The 21,878-nt window shown below is 69.0% G+C and carries 17 protein-coding genes; 11 read left to right on the top strand and 6 right to left on the bottom strand.

Going from position 1 to position 21,878, the window contains the following annotated elements; all coding sequences use genetic code 11:
* Positions 1–37: 37 nt before the first annotated feature.
* Positions 38–1,699, top strand: a complete 1,662-nt coding sequence (locus ACH438_RS15245) for an MDR family MFS transporter (protein WP_397005390.1) — start codon at positions 38–40, stop codon at positions 1,697–1,699.
* Positions 1,700–1,769: 70 nt separating this feature from the next.
* Here the strand turns inward: ACH438_RS15245 and ppa are convergent, their stop codons facing one another.
* Positions 1,770–2,261, bottom strand: a complete 492-nt coding sequence (ppa, locus tag ACH438_RS15240) for an inorganic diphosphatase (protein ID WP_397005388.1) — start codon at positions 2,259–2,261, stop codon at positions 1,770–1,772.
* Positions 2,262–2,458: 197 nt separating this feature from the next.
* On the opposite strand from ppa, the gene dacB reads away from it, so the two are divergent.
* The 5 genes from dacB (at position 2,459) to ACH438_RS15215 (ending at position 8,156) form a co-directional block, all read left to right on the top strand.
* A complete protein-coding gene (gene dacB / locus ACH438_RS15235) occupies positions 2,459–3,895 on the top strand; it encodes a D-alanyl-D-alanine carboxypeptidase/D-alanyl-D-alanine-endopeptidase (RefSeq protein WP_397006015.1) in 1,437 nt (478 codons plus the stop codon).
* Positions 3,896–4,055: 160 nt separating this feature from the next.
* Positions 4,056–5,060, top strand: coding sequence for a zinc-dependent metalloprotease (locus ACH438_RS15230; protein WP_397006013.1), 1,005 nt, complete (start codon positions 4,056–4,058; stop codon positions 5,058–5,060).
* Between the two features lie 143 nt (positions 5,061–5,203).
* On the top strand, positions 5,204–6,163 hold the full coding sequence (gene tilS / locus ACH438_RS15225) for a tRNA lysidine(34) synthetase TilS (protein ID WP_397006011.1): 960 nt from the start codon (positions 5,204–5,206) through the stop codon (positions 6,161–6,163).
* Positions 6,164–6,179: 16 nt separating this feature from the next.
* Complete coding sequence (gene hpt, locus ACH438_RS15220) at positions 6,180–6,734, top strand: hypoxanthine phosphoribosyltransferase (RefSeq protein ID WP_397005386.1); 555 nt, start codon at positions 6,180–6,182, stop codon at positions 6,732–6,734.
* Between the two features lie 528 nt (positions 6,735–7,262).
* Positions 7,263–8,156: a LysR family transcriptional regulator gene (locus ACH438_RS15215; protein ID WP_397005384.1), complete on the top strand. Its 894-nt coding sequence runs from the start codon at positions 7,263–7,265 to the stop codon at positions 8,154–8,156.
* 331 nt (positions 8,157–8,487) lie between these two features.
* Here the strand turns inward: ACH438_RS15215 and ACH438_RS15210 are convergent, their stop codons facing one another.
* Positions 8,488–9,915, bottom strand: a complete 1,428-nt coding sequence (locus ACH438_RS15210) for an amidase (RefSeq protein ID WP_397005382.1) — start codon at positions 9,913–9,915, stop codon at positions 8,488–8,490.
* A gap of 179 nt (positions 9,916–10,094) precedes the next feature.
* On the opposite strand from ACH438_RS15210, the gene ACH438_RS15205 reads away from it, so the two are divergent.
* The 3 genes from ACH438_RS15205 to ACH438_RS15195 are packed head-to-tail and all read left to right on the top strand — an operon-like array spanning position 10,095 to position 15,689.
* Positions 10,095–12,695: a serine/threonine-protein kinase gene (locus ACH438_RS15205; protein ID WP_397005380.1), complete on the top strand. Its 2,601-nt coding sequence runs from the start codon at positions 10,095–10,097 to the stop codon at positions 12,693–12,695.
* Positions 12,692–14,956 carry a protein kinase gene (locus ACH438_RS15200; RefSeq protein WP_397005378.1) on the top strand — a complete coding sequence of 755 codons (2,265 nt, stop codon included), beginning with the start codon at positions 12,692–12,694 and terminating at the stop codon, positions 14,954–14,956. The genes ACH438_RS15205 and ACH438_RS15200 overlap by 4 nt, the downstream gene beginning before the upstream one ends.
* A gap of 46 nt (positions 14,957–15,002) precedes the next feature.
* On the top strand, positions 15,003–15,689 hold the full coding sequence (locus ACH438_RS15195) for a nucleoside/nucleotide kinase family protein (protein WP_397005376.1): 687 nt from the start codon (positions 15,003–15,005) through the stop codon (positions 15,687–15,689).
* Here ACH438_RS15195 and ACH438_RS15190 read toward each other — a convergent pair.
* From ACH438_RS15190 to ACH438_RS15180, 3 genes are read right to left on the bottom strand one after another with little or no spacing between them, the layout of a single operon-like run.
* Positions 15,674–16,573: a PfkB family carbohydrate kinase gene (locus ACH438_RS15190; protein WP_397005374.1), complete on the bottom strand. Its 900-nt coding sequence runs from the start codon at positions 16,571–16,573 to the stop codon at positions 15,674–15,676. The two genes, ACH438_RS15195 and ACH438_RS15190, sit on opposite strands and share 16 nt — an antisense overlap.
* Positions 16,574–16,602: 29 nt before the next feature.
* Positions 16,603–17,436: an SDR family oxidoreductase gene (locus tag ACH438_RS15185; protein WP_397005372.1), complete on the bottom strand. Its 834-nt coding sequence runs from the start codon at positions 17,434–17,436 to the stop codon at positions 16,603–16,605.
* Positions 17,436–19,058, bottom strand: coding sequence for an aldehyde dehydrogenase family protein (locus ACH438_RS15180; RefSeq protein WP_397005370.1), 1,623 nt, complete (start codon positions 19,056–19,058; stop codon positions 17,436–17,438). Before ACH438_RS15180 ends, ACH438_RS15185 begins: the two co-directional genes overlap by 1 nt.
* A gap of 155 nt (positions 19,059–19,213) precedes the next feature.
* Here ACH438_RS15180 and ACH438_RS15175 point away from each other — a divergent pair, with 155 nt between their 5' ends.
* The gene (locus ACH438_RS15175) at positions 19,214–20,482 is read left to right on the top strand and encodes a PucR family transcriptional regulator (protein ID WP_397005368.1); all 1,269 of its coding nucleotides are present in this window, start codon (positions 19,214–19,216) and stop codon (positions 20,480–20,482) included.
* Between the two features lie 40 nt (positions 20,483–20,522).
* Here ACH438_RS15175 and ACH438_RS15170 read toward each other — a convergent pair whose 3' ends face one another.
* Entirely contained in the window at positions 20,523–20,792 is a 270-nt protein-coding gene (locus ACH438_RS15170) for a DUF2277 family protein (RefSeq protein ID WP_397005366.1), read from the bottom strand.
* A 173-nt stretch (positions 20,793–20,965) separates the two neighbouring features.
* Between ACH438_RS15170 and ACH438_RS15165 the strand changes: the two genes are divergently transcribed.
* Positions 20,966–21,808, top strand: coding sequence for a DUF1266 domain-containing protein (locus ACH438_RS15165; RefSeq protein ID WP_397005364.1), 843 nt, complete (start codon positions 20,966–20,968; stop codon positions 21,806–21,808).
* The last annotated feature ends 70 nt before the right edge of the window (positions 21,809–21,878 follow it).

Raw genomic sequence — 21,878 nt, 5'->3', positions numbered from 1 at the left:
GCCTATCGTGAGGCGGGTAAGGCTGGAGGTTTGGGCCATGGCTACTTCAGAAGTGGGCGAGTCGACCGAAACCGGTGACTTCAGCCACCGGGAAATATTGGTGATACTCAGCGGTCTGCTGCTGGGCATCCTGCTCGCCGCCCTCGATCAGACGATCGTTTCCACGGCGATCCGCACCATCGCGGACGATCTCAACGGCTACTCGCTCCAAGTCTGGGCGACCACCGCGTACCTGATCACCGCGACGCTTGCCACCCCGCTCTACGGCAAGCTGTCGGACATGTACGGGCGCAAGCCCTTCTATCTGGCAGCCATCTCGCTGTTCCTCGTCGGCTCGCTGCTCTGCACCACCGCGCAGTCCATGTACGAGCTCGCCGCCTTCCGCGCCCTCCAGGGCCTCGGCGCGGGCGGACTCATGTCCCTGGCCCTCACCATCGTCGGCGATATCGTCAGCCCCCGCGAAAGATCCAGGTACCAAGGATATTTCCTGGCCGTCTTCGGCACCTCCAGCGTGATCGGACCGGTACTCGGCGGACTGCTCGCCGGGCAGCACCATATTCTCGGCATCGCAGGGTGGCGGTGGGTGTTCCTGGTGAACGTGCCCATCGGGCTGTTCACGCTCGTCGTGGTCACCCGCGTGCTGCGGCTGCCGCCGCGCGAGCGATCCACCGATCGCGTGGATTATTGGGGCACCGCCATTCTCGCCATCGGCATCACGCCATTGCTCATCGTCGCCCAGCAGGGCCGCGAATGGGGTTGGCTCAGTGCGCGATCCATTCTCTGCTACGTGGTCAGCGTGGTCGCCATCATCGGATTCGTGCTGGTGGAAGCCGCGCTCGGCGATGCCGCACTGGTTCCATTACGCATATTCAAGAATTGGACGTTCGCGCTCGGCGTGGTCATTTCGTTCGTCGTCGGCGCGGGCATGTTCGGCGGAATCCTCTTGCTGCCACAGTATTTGCAGGCGGTACGCGGTGCGTCCCCCATGCTCGGCGGCCTGCAAATGATCCCCATGGTCCTCGGCATGATGATCGGATCCATCCTGTCCGGCCAATTGATCTCCAAGACGGGCCACTATCGCGCCTACACGCTGATCGGCGCGGCCATGATCACCCTCGGTCTGTTCCTGCTGCACTATCTGAAGGCGGACACGGACTTCTGGATAGTCATGCTGTTCATGCTCTGCGTCGGCTTCGGGCTCGGCAATCTCATGCAGCCGCTGATCGTGGCCCTGCAGAATGCGCTGCCGCCCAAGGACATGGGAGTGTCGACCGCCGCCGCCACCTTCTTCCGGCAGATCGGCGGCACCCTCGGCGCGGCCGTATTCCTGTCCGTACTGTTCGACCGCCTCACCCCGAATATCAGCTCGCAACTGCGTGCGGCAGGACAGAATCCGGCGTTCCTGCAAGCCGTGGCCAAAGGCGCGCACGACGGTAATCCCGCGGATATGGCGCTGTCGCAAGGCTTCCTTAGCCACAATCTGTCGGCGGTGCAAGGCGTCCTGAACGACAGTTCGGTAATTCAGAAGCTGAATCCCGTACTGGCACATCCGTTCAAGGTCGGATTCGCGGAATCCCTGTCCACGGTATTCCTGATCACCTCCGGCGTGACCCTGCTGGCCTTCGTGCTGGTGCTGTTCTGGAAAGAAGTGCCGCTGCGCACGACGGCCGGACTCACGGCCGCCGCCGCGGAAGGCTGAGAAACCGTCCGCGTAATCGAAAGCGGGTGGCGCGCAAGAGCGCACCACCCGCTTCGCGGTATCGGGGACCTCAGTGGCCGCCCTGCTCCTTCAGGCGTGCGTACGCCTCGTCGACCAGGGTTTCCGCCTTCTCGCGGCCTTCCCAGCCCTCGACCTTGACCCACTTGCCGGGCTCCAGGTCCTTGTAGTGCTCGAAGAAGTGCGCGATCTCCTTGCGCTGGAACTCCGGAATGTCCTCGACATCCTGAATGTGGTTCCAGCGCTTGTCACCGGCCGGTACCGCCACGACCTTCTCGTCGCCGCCGGCCTCGTCGCTCATGATGAGCACGCCCACCGGACGCGCCTCCACCAGCACACCCGGGAACACCGACTCCGGCAGCAGCACCAGGCAATCCAGCGGATCGCCGTCGGAACCCAGCGAATCCTCGATGTAGCCGTAGTCGGCCGGGTACATCATCGGCGTGTACAGGTAGCGGTCCAGCCGCACGCGCCCGGTCTTGTGATCTACCTCGTACTTGTTGCGCTGACCCCGGGGGATCTCGATGGTGACGTCGAACTCCACGTCATCTCCTTCTTCGGTGGGCGGTATGGCTGCCGACTCGCCAGCTCGTTCGGGGGAACGACTGCGCAACGAGGATAGTGTGGAACCCGGGCGCGTGGGTTCGGCAGGGACGCCCGGGCCGTCACCAGCCGAGGTGCCGCCCCCACCACACGGTATTCAGGAGACAGCGGCAGGTGTTTGGTCGGAACAAGCAGAACATCGGTGGTCTGGAGGCCAGACGGCGGCGCAGAACCTGGATCGTGGTCGCAACAGGCCTGGTCGTGGTGCTCGTCGGGGCGACAGCGGTCGTCCTCACCGTGAAACCGTGGACCGAGGAATTCCGGCACGGGGGGTTGACCATCGCCGCCCCGCCCGCACCCGTGAAGGCCATGCCACAGGTCGTGCCCGCACCCGCGTCCGCGCCCGCGGCCGGCAAGAACGGGCTCGCCGCAGCGCTGGGACCGGTCGTCGGCAACCCCGATCTGGGCGCCTTCGCGGCCTCGGTGACCGACGGCGACTCGGGCAAGGTGCTGTGGACCCAGGACGCCGACAAGCCGATGATCCCCTCGTCCACCGGCAAGATCCTCACCATGGCGGCCGGACTGCTGGTCCTGCCCGCCGACCACAAACTCACCACCAAGGTGGTGGCCGGATCCGCACCCGGTGAGATCGTGCTGGTCGCCGCCGGCGACCCCACCCTCACCGCGCAGCCCGACGGCAACGGCTACTACCCGGGCGCACCGAAACTCTCCGACCTGGTCGCGCAGATCAAGGCCACCGGGCAGCAGGTCGACTCGATCAGCGTCGACACCTCCGTCTACAGCGGCACCAACTTCGCGCCCGGCTGGGATCGCTCCGACATCGCCGGCGGCTCCATCGCGCCCCTCGACCCGATCATGATCGACGGCGGCCGCATCGACCCGCTCGTCGAATACTCACCGCGCGTGGACGATCCCGCCCTCGACGCCGGCCGCAAACTCGCCACCGCCCTCGGCGTCGACCCGGCCCGCGTGAAACTCGGCACCGCACCGGCCGGCGCCACCCAGCTCGCCGCCGTGCAATCCGCGCCCCTGCGCGACCGGATGCTGCAGGCCATGGTGCACTCCGACAATGTGGAAGCCGAGGCCATCGGCCGCGAAGTCGCCATGGCCACCGGACAGGAAGCCTCCTTCGCCGGCGCCGTCAAGGCCACCGCCACCGCACTGCAGGCCGCCGGCTTCGACCTCACCGGCCTCAGCATGATGGACTCCAGCGGGCTATCCACCGACGACCACATTCCGCCGCGCCTGCTCAACCGCATCCTCACCGTCGCCGCCCTCCCGGACAACCCTGCGGCACAAGCCAATTCGAGCGTCGACCCGGCCGCCACCGGACCCACCGGCTCCCCGCTCACCCCCATGCTCGACTTCCTGCCCATCGCCGGCGCCACCGGCTCCCTCGCCGACCGGTACACCGTGCGCAACCACGACGCCGCCGGCTGGGTGCGCGCCAAGACCGGAACTCTTTCCGTCTCCAGCGCGTTGGTCGGATATGTGCTGGACCGTGACGGGCGCGTACTGACCTTCGCGCTCATGTCGAACGATCGGCCGCCGGAAGTGAGCCGGCCGGCGTTGGACGCGGTCGCGGACGCACTGCGCAACTGTGGATGCTCGTGACGGGTGGATGAACATGACCGGACCCGAAAACCCCTCGGCCCCAGCCGATCCGCACGGAACCGACCTGTCCCGGCCACGGGAACAGGTGCTGGTCGACCCGGCCACCGGTGAACTCACCCGGAAACCGCGCACCCCGCTGACCGGCGCCGTCGACTGGAACATGGCCGCCCGCACCGGTTCCGCGCTGGTCCCCGCCGGACCCCGCACCAGCCGGTACTCCGCCGAACAGGCCGTCGCCGAACTCGCCGCCGCCTCCAAGCACGCCGAAGGACCCGTGCGCGAGGTGAGCCGGCTCGTCGACGGATCCGTCGTGCCCGAAGCGCTCATCGTGGACCGGCCCGGCTGGATCCGCGCCGCCGCCGACTCCATGTCCCAGCTCACCGGCAGCGGCGTCGACGACGCCACCGACCGCGGCAAATTCGCGGGCAAACCCGCGGGCCTGCAGGCCGGGGCCATGCTGGCCTTCCTGTCCACCGCCATCCTCGGCCAATACGACCCCTTCACCGGGCCCAACGGCACCCTGCTGCTGGTCGCGCCCAACATCATGGCCGTGGAACGCGCACTCTCGGTGCCGCCCAGCGACTTCCGGCTCTGGGTCTGCCTGCACGAGGTCACCCACCGGGTGCAGTTCTCCTCCGCGCCCTGGCTGTCCGACTACATGAAGAGCAATGTCGAAACCCTGGGCGACACCGGCGACGAACCGCTCGCCGACATGCTCGGCCGGCTCGTCGAAGCCGTCAAGGAACGCCGCCGCGGCATCGAGGACCCGGCCGGCGGAGTCATCGGACTGCTGCGCGCCACCCAGGCCGAACCACAGCGCGACGCCCTCGACCGGCTGCTCATGCTCGGCACCCTGCTGGAAGGCCACGCCGACCACGTCATGGACGCGGTCGGACCCGCCGTCGTGCCCTCGGTCACCCGCATTCGCGCCGCCTTCGACCAGCGCCGGAAACGGCCCGCCAACCCGATCCAGCGGCTGCTGCGCGCCCTGCTCGGCATGGACGCCAAGGTCGCGCAATACGTGCGCGGCAAGAAGTTCGTCGACGAGGTCGTGGGCACCGTCGGCACGGACCGCTTCAACACCGTCTGGACCGACGCCGAAACCCTGCCGCGCACAGACGAAATCGCCGACCCGCAACGCTGGGTGCGGCGCGTCCTCGGCTAGCGCCGCGTAACGCCTTGCGGCGTGAGTGTTCTCGGACGTGCGGGCACGCCCGGCACCGGTCGCTGGGACGGCAGCCCGCGCGTGCGACGATCGGGGGCGTGAACGATCGGCCCAGGCTGCCCGAGACGCGCGCCGCGCTGGAGATGCGGCATGCGGTGCGGGAGTGGCTGGGTGCGTACGCGTCTGCCGGAGTGGTGGCGGTCGGGCTGTCCGGGGGCGCGGATTCGCTGGCGCTGACCGCGGCCGCCGTCGCCGAGGCCGATGCCGTGGACGCGCTCGTCGTCGATCACCGGCTGCAGGACGGGTCCGAGGTCGTCGCGGCCGGTGCCGCGGCCGCAGCGATGCGGCTGGGGTGCCGGAGCGCGCGGGTGCTGACCATCGAGGTCGGCGGGGAGGGCGGGCCGGAAGCCGCTGCCCGGCGGGCCCGATACGCGGCGCTCGATCAGGCGCGGGACGGGCTGCCGGTGCTGCTCGGGCACACCCTCGACGATCAGGCCGAAACCGTGCTGCTCGGACTCGGCCGCGGATCCGGGGCCCGATCCATCCAGGGCATGGCCGAATTCGACGAACCATGGGGACGGCCGCTGCTCGGGGTGCGGCGGGCGACCACCCGGCAGCTCTGCGCGGACCTCGGAGTGGACCCGCACGAGGACCCGCACAACAGCTCACCCGAATTCACCCGGGTACGCCTGCGCACCGAAGTGCTGCCGCTGCTCGAGGACGTACTCGGCGGTGGTGTCGCGCCCGCGCTGGCGCGCACGGCAGCCCACTTACGCGAGGACAGCGCGGTCCTCGATGAGCTCGCTGAGAAGTTGCTGGACAGTGCGCGAGACGATGACGGACTGCGGGTAGAGACGCTCGCCACTGCCGCGCCCGCACTCCGCCGCCGCGCCCTGCGCGCCTGGTTGCTGGAACGTGGCGCAAAATCATTGACGGACAGCAATTTACGCGCGGTAGAGGCCCTCGTCACACACTGGCGCGGACAGGGCGGGGTCGCGGTGGGCGGTTCGCTCAACGGGACCAGGTTGGTTGCCGCGCGTGAACATGGCAGGCTCATACTGGGCTCGGACCGGACCGGACCCGCACGGGGACGGCATCACTGAAGGGAAACCAGCGGACGTGTACGGGGACGACATCGCGTCGGTGCTGATCAGCGAGGAACAGATCTCGGACAAGGTCGACGAGCTCGCGGATCTGGTCGCCAAGCGTTATCCCGCCGATGCGCCCGAGGGCGATCTGCTGCTGGTGGGAGTACTCAAGGGCGCCATCTTTTTCATGACCGATCTGGCGAAACGGCTCACCGTGCCGACCCAGATGGAGTTCATGGCCGTTTCTTCCTACGGATCCTCGACCTCGTCCTCGGGCGTGGTGCGGATCATGAAGGACCTGGACAAGGACATTGCCGGGCGCAATGTGCTGATCGTCGAGGACATCATCGACTCGGGGCTCACGCTGTCCTGGCTGCTGCGCAACCTCTCCAGCCGCAACCCGGCCTCCCTCGAGGTCGTCACCCTGCTCCGCAAGCCCGACGCCCTGCGCACGCAGGTCGACGTCATGGCCGTGGGCTTCGACATCCCCAACGAATTCGTGGTCGGCTACGGCCTGGACTACGCCGAGCGCTACCGCGACCTCCCCTACATCGGAACCCTCGACCCGAAGGTCTACGGCGGCTAAGACAACTCTCGTAACTCGCGGCTCCACCTCCCTGCGCCGGGGCAAGCCCCTGAAACCCCACAGGATCGGGGCGGGGCGGAAGCCCTGAGAGTCGCCGGGGTTTTGGGGCGTGAGCGCCCGAGAGGGGGTTCGGGGGCTTGCCCCCGAGAGCCTCCGAGAGTTGGTCCAAGCCGCCTTTCCTGAGTGGGGGAGGCGGCTTTTTCGGGTCGTTGTGACGAAATTCACTCATCCCTCTGTTTAGGTGTCGGGGCCTGGGAGGGGGTGTGTTGCTGGATGTTCGGTGCGGGGAAGGTGTTGTGGGGGTGGGGGTTCGGGGTGATTGCAGTTACTGCTGGTCACATGTCCGTATCAATGGGCGGACGGCGGGGCCGAGGCAGAAGCGGGAAATTCGCGGATCCGGTTAACGGAAAGTTTCGGGGCCGTCCTATGCTGTGCTTAACAAACCTGACGGCTGTTTTCCGACTTCGTTGCAAACTTTCGGGTCGGATACGGCTGGTAAATCAAGACCGATTCTGATAGCAAGGGGCTATGGACCCGCATTTGCGCGACCTGCGGTATTTCGTCGCCGTCGCTGAGGAACTTCACTTCACCAATGCCGCCCAGCGGCTGCACATCGCACAACCCACCTTGTCACGACAGATCCGTCAGCTGGAACGCCAGCTCGACGTCGTGCTGTTCGACCGCAATCAGCGCAGCGTGGCCCTGACCGTCGCCGGCAAAGAACTCCTCGAAGGCGCCCGGAAGATCCTGGAACTGTGGGAGGTGACCAACGTCGCCCTCCAGGAGGCGGGCGAGGTGCTGCGCGTCGGCATCCAGTCCTCCATCGGGCGCGGCCTCATCACCGACCTGGAGAGCGCCAGCGGGCACCGGCTCGCCCTGCACTCCGCGTCCTGGACCGACCCGTCCAGCGGCCTCGCCGGCCGCCAGGCGGACCTGGCCCTCATGTGGCTGCCCGTCCCCGACACCAGCCGCTACCGGTGGCAGGTGCTGCGCACCGAACCGCGCTGGATCCTGCTCCCCGAGAACCACGCCCTCGCCAACCACGAGAGCATCGACTTCGCCGACCTGGCCGATGAACCGTTCATCGCCATGCCCGCCGAAGCCGGTGCGGCCCGCGACTTCTGGCTGGGCGCCGACGCCCGCGGCGGCCGTCAGGCCCGCATCGGCGCGGAAGCGGCCACCGCCGAGGAACGCCTCGAGGCCGTCAGCCTCGGGCTCGGCGTCTGCCTGCTCGCGGAGAACAATGTCCCCATGTACCGCTGGCCCGGCCTCACCGCCCGCCCGCTGACCGGCCTCGCCCCGTGCGAACTCGCCGTCGCCTGGCGTGCCGACGACGACCGGCCCACCATCCTCGAGTTCGCCGCCCGCGTCCTCGACGGCGGTTTCGCCGACACCAAGGAACCGGTCGCCGCCGCACAGTAACCACCGGGCGGCGGCACGGGTCGGAGGGTGCCGCCACCCACCGCGCACGCACCCGCCGGGTGCCGCACGGTCCTGCGACAGCAGCCCCGCATCACGAGTGATGCGGGGCTGCTTCGTATTTCACCGGTCTGCGCGGCGGCCATGGTCGCCGCTGCGCGGATTCCGCACGGGGGGCAGGTCGATTGCGTGATGCGTCCGCTTCCGAGCAAGGCCGGTCCGGGATGCCGTGCAGTCCGGCCGCGCGTCGCGGGCCGGCCCGCCAGGAACGCTCGTCAGGCCGCCGAGGAGTCTCGCTGCCGAGCCCGGAAGGCGTTGCCGCCCAGAGGCGCCGCTACTGGGGGATCGGGGCGATGCGTTGCCAGGGGTGCGCGGCCTCGATTTGAGCGGCCAGGCGGAGCAGGGTGGATTCGCTGCCGGGCGGGCCCGCCAGCTGCGCGGCGACCGGGGTGCCGGTGCGGGGGTGGATGCCCATGGGGATGGAGAGGGCGGGCCAGCCGATCAGGTTCCAGAGGGGCGTGAAGGGGGAGAAGCGGGCATTCGCCGTGACATTCGCCAGCCACGGGCGACGGTACCAATGGCGGGCGCGCAGGGCCGGGGTGGCCAGCGTGGGCGTGATGACCACGTCGTAGCGGTCGAAGTAGTCGAGCAGCCTGGCCTCGACCCGATCCACCTGGGCGGGGCGCAGCAGGCCGGTCTTCAGGACCCACTGGCCGAGGGCGATATGGGTGCGGGTGCGGCGTTGCAGCCGATCCGGATGCGCGACGGCCGCGGCCTCGCGCGCCGCATTGCCGAGCCAGCGCAGCAGCAGCGCGAATGTCGCACCCTGGTAAGGCAGTTCGGCCAGACCCACCGTATGCCCCGCGGTCACGGCGGCGGCCGCGGCCTTGTCGGCGGCCGCGGTCCAGGCCAGGTCCACCCGGGTGCCGGGCAGCGGCGGGCGGGTGGCCAGGCCGATGCGCAGCTGCTTCGGCGACTCCAGTTCGGCCAGCGCCGGACGGTCGGCGAGCACCGACAGCATGAGGGCCGCATCCGCGACAGTCGTTGCGAGCACCCCGTTTTCGGTCATGCCGCCCCACGAGTCGACGCCCACCTCCGCGGGCACCAGACCGCGGCCCGGCTTCAGGCCGACCACGCCGCAGCAGGCCGCCGGAATGCGCACCGACCCCAATCCGTCGTTGCCGTGCGCGACCGGCACCATGCCCGCCCCCACCGCCGCGCCGGAACCGCCCGACGACCCGCCGGCGCTGTACCGCGGATTCCAGGGACTGCGGGTGATGCCCGCGGGCGAATCGGTGGCCCCCCACAATCCGAATTCCGGAACCGTGGTCAGGCCGACGACGATCGCGCCGGCCGACCGTAGCCGGCGCACCACCGGATGATCGGCGGTGGCGGCCTCGTCGGAGCCGGCGAGCGAACCGGCGCGGGTCACCTCACCCGTCACATCGATATTGTTCTTCACCACCACCGGCACCCCGGCCAGCGGCAGCATGTCCAGGTCGGGCCGTTCGGCCATGGCCCGCGCCTCGGCGAGCGCGGCCTCCTCGCGAACCACCGTGAACGCGTTCACCTTCCGGTCACGGGCGCGGATCCGGTCGAGGGCCGCGGCGACGGCTTGTTCCGGGGTGAGCAGCCCGCTCTGTACCGCCGCCGCGGTCCCGCCGGCGGTGCCGAGGTCCGGGCGGGTCCCGGCCGTGTCGTCGGTGTCCACCGCCACCTCCGCCGCCATGTCGTCGGTCAGCGTGCTGCCCTCGTCGTACATGCTGGTCTGTCCCCCGTCGCCTCGTGTCGAAATCGGGTGATCCGGTCGTGAGCCGCAAGTTATCATTCCGGCAATTGGTCGGGGATGATGGTGTCGGGTGTGGCGGATTTTCTCCGTCGCATCCCCGGATCGAGAGTGCGGATTCCACGGTATCCGTGCCGAGCCAGATGGGTGCGGACATGGCTTCTGGTTCCGACCACCGCTCCGGGCCTTACTCGGCCGGAACGGAATTCAGCGCGGTCACGGCCTTCACGGCAGCGTGGGACGCGGGTGGCTCGCCGCCGCGCATCGCCGATTTCCTGCCCGACGCCACCACGCTGCGGCTGACCGCGCTGATCGAACTGATCCGCGTGGACATGCGGCATCGCTGGCTGCGCCGCCCCGGCCTGCCGCCGGGCCGTAGTGGCGTCCCGCCCGGCCGCTCGCAGCCGAAACGGCTCGGCGACTACTGCACGGAGTTCCCCGAACTCGCACCCCACGAGCTGCCCGCTGGGCTGGTGTACGAGGAATTCGTCATCCGCCGGCACAGCGGCGAACGCGTCGACCCCCGCGACTGCCTGCGCGAATACCCGCGCCAGGCCGCCGAGCTGCGCGAACTGCTGAACGCCGACGACGAGGACCAGAGCACCCGGCGCAGCCACTTCGACGAATCCACCCGCAGCGGCAGCACCGTCACCGACGAAACACTCGGCCGCAGCGCGGCCGCACCGGACACGAGCACCGGTGCGCGGTTCGACGAGACCATCCGGCACCCCTCCGGCGACACCGCCACCGGTGTCGGCGAGACCACGCACGTGCCCTCGATCGGCGAGCTCACCGTGCACGCCGACGCACTCCAGCAGACCGGTCTCGCCGCTCCCGCCACCACCGGCAAGGCCGCCGACGAGGTCGGCGATCTGCTCGACAGCATCGAGATCGGCCAGCGCATAGACGATTTCGACCTGCTCACCAGCCTCGGCAGCGGCGCCTTCGCACGCGTGTTCCTGGCCCGGCAGCGCTCCCTGCAACGCCTGGTCGCGGTGAAGATCTCCGCCGACCACGGCACCGAACCGCAGACCCTGGCCCAGCTGGACCACGATTACATCGTGCGCGTCTTCGACCAGCGGCTCATGACCGGCGGGCACACCGACTCCGGGCGCCGGCTGCGGCTGCTGTACATGCAGTTCCTGCCCGGCGGCACGCTGCTGGGCGTGTTGCGCTGGGTGCGCGCCACGCCGCCCACTGAACGCAGCGGGCAACTGCTGCTCGACGCCGTCGACGCCGCCATGGAGGAGAAGGGCGAGATCCGGCCCACCGATTCCAGCGTGCGCGCCGAACTCGCCGGACTGTCCTGGCCGGAAACCGTTGCGTGGCTGGGCCGCCGGCTCGCCGAGGCCCTCGACTACGCGGACGGGCACGGCGTGCTGCACCGCGATGTGAAACCCGCGAACATCCTGCTCACCGCGGAAGCGGCGCCCAAACTGGCCGATTTCAACATCAGCTTCAGCCGCACCCTGGACAGCGCCAGCCCCGTCTCCTACTTCGGCGGATCCCTGTCCTACATGTCGCCGGAACAGCTGGAGGCCTGCCATCCCGGGGTCGCGCGCACCGCCGCCGACCTGGACACCCGCGCCGACATCTTCTCCCTCGGCGTGGTGCTGTGGGAATTGCTCACCGGCGCAAAACCTTTCGACGACAGCACCGCCGGACCCGGCGATCACGGCGACCGCACCACCCTGGAAGCCATGCTGGAACGCCGCCGCGGCGGCGTGGAAGCGGCCGCCCTGGACCGGGTGCCGCCCGATTGCCCGGCCGCGCTGCGCCGCGTCCTGCTCACCTGCCTGGCGCCCGACCGCGAGGACCGCTGGGCGGACGGCGCCGCGCTCGCCAAGCAATTCGAGCTGTGCCTGGACGCCCGCGCCCGGGACCTGGTCGACCCGCCCCCGCACAGTTGGCGGCGGCGCCTGCGGCCGTGGATGATTCCGCTGGTCGGCCTGGCCATCGCGGTACCGAACGTACTGGCCTCGCTGTACAACATCGCGCACAACCGGGCGTTCATCATCAGCCATCTGTCCGACGGCGCCATGCACACCTTCGCGCTCACCACGGCCACCGTGAACCTGGTGTTCTTCCCGCTCGGGGCCATCGCCATCACCTACCTGTGCCGGTATGTGCTGGTGGTGCCGCGCGGCCTGCGCCGGGGCCGCGACTACGACCCGGGCATGCTACGCCGCGCCCGCGCCGACGTTCTCCTTGCCGGAGAACGGATCTCGTTCGTGGTGTTCTCGCTGTGGGTGCTGGCGGGCATCGGGTTCCCGCTGGTGCTGCGGCTGACCGCGAAGGACCTGCCGACCAGCGGCGTCGTGCATTTCCTGGTGTCGCTGGTGGTGTGCGGGGCGATCGCGGTCGCCTACCCGTTCTTCCTGGTCACGTTCTATCTGGTGCGGTGCATCTATCCGATGTTCCTGCGGCACGGCGATATCAGCGCCGAGGACGCGGTGTGGCTGCATCGGCTCGGCCGCCGCTGCAACAACTATCTGGCGGTGGCCGCGGCGGTGCCGCTGCTGGCGGTGGCGGGCGTGACCTTCCTGCCGCCGGAGGACATTCCGCGGGTGATCGTCGCCGTGCGCGTGCTCAGCGTCGGCGGCATTCTCGCGTTCGTGGCCGTGTACATCATGTTCCGGGCCCTGGAATCCGATCTCGCCGCCCTGGAACGCGTGGTGTCGCCGGGCCGTCCGGTGCGCGATGACACAGAATCGCTGACTGTGCACGAGGACAACGGGACCGGTGCCGGATCGTGAGTGAACTGCCGGAGGAGGCCGTCGCCCGGTTCACGGCCGACTGGGAATCCACGCTGCGCGGCGACCGCACCGAACCGCCGCGCCTGGACCGCTACGTCCCCGACGGCCGCGAGGCCCGGCTCACCGTCCTCGCCGACCTGGTGCGCGTCGACCTGCACCGGCGGTGGCGGCGCGCCGGCCTGGAGAAGCGGATCACCGAATACCTCCGGGAATTCCCGGAGGTCACGCAGAGCCCGCAATTCGCCGACCTGGTGTGTGAGGAATACCTGGCGCGCAGCCGCTACCGGCCCGTCGACGTGGACGACTTCACCGCCGAATACCCGGACGTCGCCGCCGAGATCCGCCGCCGCCTCACCGGCGACGCACCCCTCCCCGCACCACCCACCCTGCCGGACGGTATCGAAATCGGCCGCCGCCTAGACGATTTCGACCTGCTCACCGACCTCGGCGGCGGCGACCACAGCCGCATGTTCCTGGCCCGCCAGCTCTCCATGCAACGCCTGGTCGCGGTCCGGGTCGAAGCCGGCGCCGACAGCGATACCGACACCGTCGCCCAGCTCGACCACCCGCACATCGTCCGCGTCTTCGACCAGCGCCTCATCGCCGACGGCAGCACCGGAAAACCCTTGCGGCTGCTGTACATGCAATACCTGCCGGGCGGCGCCGTCCAGGAACTGCTGGCCGCGTTCGAGGACGCCGGCGACCCGCGACCGCGGAGCGGCGAACTGCTGCTGCGCGCGGTGGACGCCGCCATGGAAGCCCGCGGCGAGATCAGGCCCTCCGGCTCCTCGGTGCGAGCCGAGATCGCCGCCCTGAGCTGGCCGGAAACAGTGGCCTGGGTGGGGCGGCGACTGGCCGGAGCATTGGATCACGCGGCGCGGCAAGGGGTGCTGCACCACGACATCCGGCCTGGGAATGTGCTGTTCACGGCCGAGGGCGTGCCGAAGCTGGCGGATTTCATGCTGGGACCGGTGTATTGGACAGCCGGGAACCTGAACGGGCACGGCGCGGTCGCCGGCGATCCCGCCGCACTGCGGTACCGCTCACCGGAAGTGCTTGCGGCACTGCTGAACCCGAACTCCGCCATGCCGGACGAACGCAGCGACATCTATTCGCTCGGCCTGCTGCTGTGGGAAATGCTCACCGGCACATTGCCTTTCGATGATTCCTCCGGCGCGACGGGACAGTCTGACGCGGCGACCGGCGTCGGGCAGCGCCGGCCGGAAGATCTGGAATCCGACCGTTCGGCGGTAGCGGACATGCTGGCCCAGCGGCAAGCCGGAGTACCACCGAAAGCCCTCGAACAACTGCCCGCCGATACGCCCGCGGCCCTGCGCCGGGTACTGCTCGAATGCCTGCAGCCCGATCCCGGCCTCCGCTGGCAGCACGGCGCCGACCTGGCCGGTCAGCTGGATCTGTGCCTCGACCCACGGGCCCGGGACCTGGTGGATCCGCCGCCGGGCCGCTGGCAGGCGCGGCTGCGCGGCTGGCCGGTGCCGATCGCGGCCATGTGTGTCGGGTTGCCGAACGCGCTGGCCAGTCTCTACAACATCCGCATCAATCAGAGCCTGATCGTGGACGAGTTGTCGGTGGCGGATCAGCACCGGTTCGCGACGGTCGCACTGGTCAACAATGTCGTCGCCTTCCCGCTGGTGGCGGTGCTGTTGCTGTGGCTGGCGCGGCGGCCGCTGACCGTCTCGTACCGGCTGGCGCGCGGACATGCGTACAGTCCCGCGGAACTCGCGCGGGCCCGCGCGGACACGTTACTGATGGGGGAGCGGGCGGTCTGGTTACCGTTCGCGGCGTGGGTGATCGCGGGTGTGGCGTGGCCGCTGACCCTGCAGGCGATGGGAGCGGACCTGCCGCACAATGCTTTCCTGCATTTCTTCACCGCACAGCTGGTGTGCGCGGCGATCGCGCTCGCGTATCCGTTCTTCCTGATCATGGTGTACGCGGTGCGATCGCTGTATCCGCAATTGCTGGCGCGCGGTTCCGTCGGCCCCGCGGATCGGCGGCAGCTGGCGGCCTTGGCGCGGCGCAGCAATTTCTATCTGGCCGCGGCCGCATTGGTGCCATTGCTGGGCGTCGCGAGTGCGACCTTGGTCGATCAGCACGACCTCGGCCTGGTGATCGTGCCGCTGCGATTCCTGAGTGTCGGCGGCATTCTCGCGTTCGTCCTCACCTATCGATTGTTCCGGCTGCTGGAAGCGGATCTGGACGCGCTCATGCGGGCGATACCGCGGGCGCCAGGTAACCGTTAGGGCGCGCCCGCAACGAATCCCGGTGCGAGTCCGTAGGGTTGATGCGGTGGCGACCCGCGGCAGTGTCGAAACCTCCCTGGCGGAGCTGGCGGCGCGCGTCCGCCGACGTGCGAACGGACAGCACGGCCGGTTCGTCCTGGGCATCGCCGGCCCGCCCGGCGCGGGTAAATCCACGCTCGCCCGCGGCATCCGCGACGAACTGAATCTGGCCGCCGGCCGCCGCCTCGCCGAGATCGCCCCGATGGACGGATTCCACCTCGCCGGCGAACGCCTGCGCGCCGACGGAAATCTCGAACGCAAAGGCGAGCCCGACACTTTCGACGTCACGGGCTATGTCGACGCCCTGCGCGAAGTCCGCTACACGCCACCCGGGCAACCCGTGCCGTGGCCCACCTATTCGCGCGAGCTACACGAACCCGTCCCGGCCGGAGTGGTGTTCGAGGAACAGACCATCGTCGTCACCGAGGGCAACTACCTGCTATTGGACGATCCGGGCCACCCGGGCTGGTCCGCCGTCCGGCCCCTGCTCGACGAAACCTGGTACCTCGACGTTCCCGAACTCGTCATCGAACAACGCCTGATCCGCCGCCACATCCGCGGCGGCCGCACCCCCGCCGCCGCGAAAATCAAAGTCGCGCACAGCGATATGCGCAATGCCCGGCTGGTCGAAGCCACCCGCCCGTTCGCCGATCTGATCATCAAGAAGGCCGGGCGCGGCTACCGCATCGACTGATCGCGCCGCTTCCGCAGATGCCGCATCCATTCCCTGGTGCCGACAAAACCGCAGGACAGCGTCGCCACCTCGGCCGCATGCGTGAGCGCCGTCGCGAAATCCTCGCCACCGGCATGGAAATGGCAGAACGCGCCGTGCAGAATATCGCCCGCAGCCAGCGTGTCCACCGCCCGGCTCGCGCGTACCGCGATCTCCCCGCGCCCCGCCGGCGCCGAATAGGCGATCGGATGATCGCCCCGGCTGATCGCGACCCGATCCGGACCCGCCGTATGCAGGAAATCGAAGACCGCAGCGAGTGAATCCGACTGCACACCAGGCGGTTCGAAAGCCGCGGAGCAAATCGCGATATCCACCAGCGGCAGCAATTCGGCATGGAGGGGCCGCCAGCGTCCCGCATCGAGCACCACCGGAATACCCGCCGCCCGGGCAGCCGCCGCCATCCGCAGCGCCGGCTCGTCGTAGTGCCCGTCCACGAGAACCATTGCGGCACCAGCCAACTGACCGGCAGCATCCTCGAGCACCGGCCGGATACGCGAACCGTCCAGCGACACAATGGTTCGCGTCGCCGCCTCCGTCGCCACGATGATCGACGACACCGGCGGCTGCCCATCCGCCTCGGGCGTGAGATCCACCGCCTCCACCCCGCACCGGTGCAGATCATCGCGGATCAGCTCGGCCAGCGCGTGTTTGCCCAGCGCCGTCACCAGTCGCGGCGTCCGCCCGGACAGGAACGCGTACGTCACCGCCGCATTCGCGGCCGGGCCGCCCGCACCCAGGAACAGGTCGTCGGCCTGGGTCTTGCTGTCCTCCGCCGGATAGCGGCCGACGGCATAGGACAGGTCGAGCGTCGCCAATCCGACGAATACCGCACTCGCACTGCCCATGCCGCCGACCCTACCTACGGCGTCACCCGCTAGTCGCGCACCCGCGACTCGTACGCCTTGCGCGCGTCGGAGTCCACATCGTCGAGGAACGCGGACTGCGCGCCCAGCGCCCGGCCCAGCGCATCGCTCACCGACTCCGGTAACAGGCCGAACAGCTGCGAGATGATCCCCGCCACCGCGGTCACCCGCACCTTCGACCGCGGCTGCACGATCAGCTTGACGATGGCGTCCGCGATCTCCTCCGGCTCGGCCGGTTTCAGCAACCGCGTCGGCGAACTCACGCCCGAACCCAGCTCGGTCTTCGTCAGCGTCGGCAGCACCGACGAGAACCGCAGGCCCGTCCCGCGATACTCCTCGCGCAGCGTGTCCGTGAAACCGAGCACCGCATGCTTGGACGCATTGTAGGTGGCCAGACCCGGAATATGCGTCTCACCCGCCAGCGACGCGATATTGATGACCTGCCCGCGCCCGCGCGGCAGCATGCGCGCGATCGCCAGCTTGGAACCCAGGATCACGCCGTACACATTGATGTCGAGAATGCGGCGGGTGATCTGATCCGGCTCGTCCACCAGCCGGCCCGTCGGCATGATCCCGGCATTGTTGATCAGCACATCGATCGGGCCGAGCCGGTTCTCCACCTCGTCGAGGAACCCCTCGAACGACTGCTGATCGGTCACGTCCAGCTTGCCGAACACCGCGAAATCGTGTGCCGCACCGGACTCTTTCACCGTCGCCTCGTCGATATCACCGATGGCGATCTTCGCGCCCAGCGCCTGCAGCGACTTCGCGGTGGCCAGGCCGATGCCGCGCGCACCACCGGTGATCACCACCACCTTGCCCGCGATCGAGCCGAAATCCGGCATCACAACCCCCGGACGGTCTTGATGATGGCCGGCACATTGATCCGGCGGATACCCCGCGTACCCGCCGCCCGCATGGCCGCCATGGCGAAGGTCAGCTTCGGCGGCGAATACGGGAACCACAACGGCTCCTTCGTCTGCGTCGGCAGGATCGGCTTGGTGATCGCCTGCTGCCGGCAGTACTTCCGCACCCCGTTCGGGCCACCCCAGCGCGCACCGGTGCCGGACAGGCCCCAGCCACCCATGGGCAGCGCGAAACTGAACATGTTCGCGAACACGTCGTTGATATTGACCGCGCCCGCATTCAACTGCCGCGCAATGCGTTCCGCACGATCCTTGTCACCGCTCCACACCGACGCGGACAGACCGTAGATCGAATCATTGGCCAGCCGGACGGCTTCCGCCTCATCGGCCACCTTCATGACCGGCAGGGTGGGACCGAAGGTCTCCTCGGTCATACAGGACATGGTGTGATCGACGTCCGCGAGCACGGTCGGCTCGAAAAGCGTTCCGACACCGGTGCGTTTGCCGCCGGTGGTGATCCGCGCGCCCGCCTTCACGGCCTCTTCCACGTGCCGCTGCACGATGTTCGCCTGGTTCTCGTTGGCGAGAGCGCCCATGTCGTACTGGGGTTTCCGGCCGTCGACGCCCTGGCGGACCTCCTTCACGGCGGCGGTCAGCTTCTTCAGGAACTCGTCGTAGACCGGCGCTTCCACGTACACGCGCTCCACGGAGATACACACCTGACCCGCATTGAACAGGCCGCCGAAGGCGATACCGTGCGCGGCGCGATCCAGATCGGCGTCGGCGAGCACGATGGCCGGATCCTTGCCGCCCAGTTCGAGACTGAACGGGATCATCCGCTCGGTGCACGCCGTCGCGATCCGGCGACCGGTCGCGGTGGACCCGGTGAACTGGATGTAATCGGCATTCGCGACCACCGCCGCACCCGTCTCACCCGCACCCGTGACCACCTCGAACACCGGCGGCGCACCGATCTCGCGCCAGCCGCGCGCCAGTTCGAGCGCCGAAAGCGGCGTCACCTCGGACGGTTTCAGGATCACCGCCGCACCCGCGGCCAGCGCCGGAATCACATCGATGACCGGCATGGCCAGCGGGAAATTCCACGGCGTGATCACACCCACCACCGGGTACGGCCGGAACACGGTGGTCAGCGACTTCACCCGGGCCAGCGGGCTGTGCGGCGAAGGATGCTCGTCCGCAAGGAATTTCGCGGCGCGACGCGCGTAATAACCGGTCAGATCCACCGAGAACGCGGGATCGATGAGCGAATCCACCCGCGCCTTACCGGTTTCCGACTGCAGCACGTCCGCCAGGTGATCGGTATTGTCCACCAGCCAGTCCTGCAGCTTCAGCAGCCATTCCTTGCGGCCCTCGGGGCCGATGGCCTCCCACTCCGGCTGGTACAGGCGCAGTTCCCGCACCTTCGCCGCCACCGTATCGGCGGAATCGATCGGCACCGTGCCCGCGAGCGCTCCGGTCGCGGGATTGCGCACCTCGATCTCGGTCGGCGCCGCGGGCGGCTTCGGAGCCGCCTTGGTCGCGGCGGGCTTACGGGTCCCGGTCTTGCGGGGTGACCCCGCGGCAGGTTCGGTATTGGTCACGACGGCCTCTCCCACGTGCGCTGCATTGCGAACGGCGAGCTGTGCTACAGCTCACTGGTCTATGATCGTGACACAATTCCGGAACCACATTCTTGGCATATCGGGTCAATTGTTCCGGCCGGTTTTGTGCTTCGAGTACAAGTTCGGAGGAGTCAGTGGCGCCCACCGCACCCACCGCGGAAATCCGGCAGTGGATCGCCGACTTCGTCGCCGAAACCCTGCACACCGAAACCCTGGAACAGGTCGTCACCCGCCTCGACGAGGCCATCATCGCCCGCATCCCGGAACTCCGCGACCGCGATATCCGCCGCGACCTCGCCGCCAGCAGCCGCGCCCACGCCCTCGAAGTCCTCAGCGGCCTCACCCAGGACCGCTTCGACTACCCGGTTCCCGAGGAAGCCCACGCCTTCGCGCGCACCCTCGCCCGCCGCGGCCACGACGTCCGCCTGCTCCTGCGCGTCTACCACTTCGGGCAGGAAGCCGTCATCGACTACATGAGCGAAATCCTCGAGGAACGCCAACTCCCGCAGGACATCGAACGCGCCGTCCTGCTCCGCCTCTTCGACCGCACCACCCGCTGGATCAGCCACTCCGTCGAAGCGCTCACCGACACCTACATGGAAGAACGCGAACGCGGACTGCGCGCCGCTCTGGAACAACGCGCCGAACTCGTGCGCGGCATCCTCGACGGCCTCGACCCGGACCTCGAAAGTGCCTCGGCCAGGCTCGGATACCGGCTCACCCAGCGGCACCTGGCCCTCGTCCTGTGGACCGACGAGGACACCACCCCGCTCCGGCCCGACGGCAGCGGCCCCCGGCCCGACAACAGCGGCGACGCGGCCGGACTCCTCGAACGCGCAGTCTCCCGCTACACCGCCGGCCTGGGCAACGGCAGCGCATTCACCATGCCCGCGGGGGCTTCCGCCCTGTGGGCCTGGATCGGCGTCGACGGCGAACCACCGGACGCCACTGACGCGGCATGGTCGGTCGAGGCGCCCGTCCACGTCGCCATCGGCACCGCGGCCGCTCACCTCGCAGGCTTCCGCGACAGCCACCGCGAAGCCGTCGCCGCCCGCCAGGTCGCCGAACGCGCCCGGCCGGAACTCGCCCGCGCCGTGCACTATCCCGAAGTCGAAGTCGCCTACCTGACCGGCCTCGACGAAACCGCCATGCGGGCGCTCATCACTCGCGAACTCGGCGCACTCGCCACACCCGACCCGCACTCCGCGCGACTGCGCGAAACCCTGCACGCCTACCTGCGGGCGGGACGCAGCCCCGACGCGGCCGCGAAACTGCTCGGCGTGCACAAGAACACGGTCCGCTACCGCATCCAGCGCATAACGGAACTACTCGGTCACTCCATCGACCACCGCGGTCCGCGACTCGACATCGCACTCGACTGCGTGGCCGTCTACGGGGTCTGAACCGCGCTCTCCGGACCGCGGTTCCGCACCCGCGAAACCCTCAGCTCGCGTCTTCGACCACGGCCGTGACACGCGGCCTGCGCGTCGGCGGCTCGGCCTCGGAGGGCAACCGGCGTTCCGGCAACTCCGACAGCAGCTGCGTGGTGGCCGCGGCGATCGCCGCCACCGCCTTGTCCACAGCCGCCTTGGTAGTCGTCGTGAAACCGGACACCCCGCCGATCTTCCGCACGTATTCCTGTGCGGCGGCGTAGATTTCCTGCTCCGTTGCGGGCGGCTCGAGCCCACGCAGCAGGGTGATGTTCCCACTCATACCCGCACAGGTTAGCGCCCGATTACCTTGTGTGACAGGGCAAGATTCAGACAGTTGCTCGAGTAGGCCGCCGGCGCTCGCCCGAGCCCGCCGCCGGAGTTCGCCGTGCCTGCCGCCACACGGCATCGGCGAATAGTGGGCCACTCCAAGATCGATGGGGAACAATCGGTTGTATGCCCGCTCGCGACGTGCCATCGCTGACGACCTTCCCCTACCCGGAGCTCGATCAACGCGAGGAAGACCACTGGTCGGGTGCGCAGGTGAACGACGAGGAACTGCGCGCCCTCGCGCTCGGCGGCTTCTACTCGGCGCGCTGGGACGCCTTCCACGACGCCCTGCTGCTCGGACCGGAACGCCAGCATCCGCTCGGCGACCGCCGGGAACTCGCCATCGACACCCTCACCGGCGCCTGGGGCATCACCGACGGCACCGAAGCCATGGCCTCCATGGAACAACTCCTCGACGGCATGCACTCACCGCTCTACGCGCTGGTGCACCCGCTGGTCATGGCGGCCATCAACTCCTCCGAACGCGACCGCTTCGGCGAACGCGCCGACCGGCACCGCGCCTTCCTGCGGCAGGTCGGCTCGTTCCGCGGCATGGAGAATCCCGAAGCTCTGGTCCGGGACTACGACATCTGGTCGCAGGCCATCAAACTCGGCCTCACCGACCATCTGGTCCGGCCGCTGCCCACCGATATCCAGGCCTGGGACCTGGCCCGCGTGGTCGCCGTCGCCCGCATGGCCTACACCGCCGGCTACCTGGACGCCGATATCGCCTGGGACTACCTGCTGCGCGCGTTACCCCCGGCCCAGCGCAAATACCGCAACTGGCGGCAGTTCGGCGACGCGTATCTCGCCGGCTGGACCTACTGGCAGGCCTGCGAGGACCTCGCCGAACTCAAAACCGGCGGCGTGGACCGGCGCATGGAACTGCTGCGCCTCTGGACCCGCCCCACCAGCCCGTGGCGGCGCGTGGAGCTGCAACCCGACGAACCGGCCGTACCGACCGCCTGACGGCGCCTGCGCGCCGCACAACGGCCCGGAACGAGAAACGGCCCGCCTCACGAAGAGGCGGGCCGTTTCC

Origin of the sequence: Nocardia sp. NPDC020380 (assembly GCF_044386975.1) — a bacterium.
GTDB lineage: Bacteria > Actinomycetota > Actinomycetes > Mycobacteriales > Mycobacteriaceae > Nocardia.
The sequence above is the reverse complement of the archived record's forward strand: the minus strand, read 5'-3'. Positions and strand labels throughout refer to the sequence as shown.